Genomic DNA, 964 nt, shown 5'->3' with positions numbered 1-964 from the left:
ACCACGGCATCGACACCCCAGACTGGCACCTCACCGCCGAGCACCTCGCCCGCGAGTACTGCGTCCAGCCCGGCGAGTCCGATCTCGGCTTCGTCTGCCGCCTCGCCGCCGAGGAAGGCCTCGTCTTCTACCACCGCCACGACGACACCGATCACCGCCTCGTCCTCGGCGATCGCCTCTACGTCCACGGTTCGATCGACGGCGGACCCGTGCGCTATCAGCCCACCCCCGGCGCCGACCAGCCCGAACCCGCCCTGCGCCGCTTCGCTTACGCCCAGCACGTGCGCACCACCCGGCAGACCCAGCGCGATTACACCTTCAAGCATCCGCGCTACCGCCAGGAGCACTCCCCCAGCGTCGCCGGCCAAGGCCAGCCCGACTACGAGCGCTACGACTACCCCGGGCGCTACAAGCAGGATGCCGCCGGCGCCCCCTTCACCCTCAACCGCCTGCGCGGCCGGCGCCGCGACGCGCGCCTCGCCGTGGTCGAGGGCGACGATCCCCGCCTCGTGCCCGGCATCGCCTTCGACCTCATCGGCCACCCGCGCGCCGACTGGAACCACGGCTGGCGACCCGTGCGCATCCGCCACCGCGGCACCCAGCACACCAGCCAGGCCGAAGAGAGCGCCGACGCCCAGCAAGGCACCCACTACAGCTACACCGCCGAGATCGTCCCCGACAAGGTCGAGTGGCGCCCTGAGCCGCTGCCCCGGCTCCTCGTCCCCGGCCCCCAGATCGCCACCGTCGTCGGCCCCGACGGCGAGGAGTTCCACGTCGACGAGCACGGCCGCGTGTGCGTACAGTTCACCTGGGACCGCCTCGGCCGCCACTCCTGCTGGATACGCCCCGCCCACGGCTGGGCCGGCACCCGCTGGGGCCATCTCGCACTGCCGCGCATCGGCCAGGAGGTTCTTGTCGATTTTGTCGACGGCGATCCTGACCAACCCATCATCACCGCGCGCAT

At 71.7% G+C, this 964-nt stretch carries 1 protein-coding gene; it reads left to right on the top strand.

Features of this window, described 5'->3' with window-relative positions; translation table 11 throughout:
• Positions 1–964 (top strand): type VI secretion system Vgr family protein (locus P3W85_RS06120; protein WP_276264119.1); only part of this gene is annotated, 964 nt, incomplete at both ends.

The sequence above is a fragment of the Cupriavidus basilensis genome (genome assembly GCF_029335485.1).
Taxonomy (GTDB): Bacteria; Pseudomonadota; Gammaproteobacteria; order Burkholderiales; family Burkholderiaceae; genus Cupriavidus; species Cupriavidus basilensis_E.
Note: the sequence above shows the minus strand (reverse complement) of the source record. Positions and strands in the feature narration are given on the sequence as shown.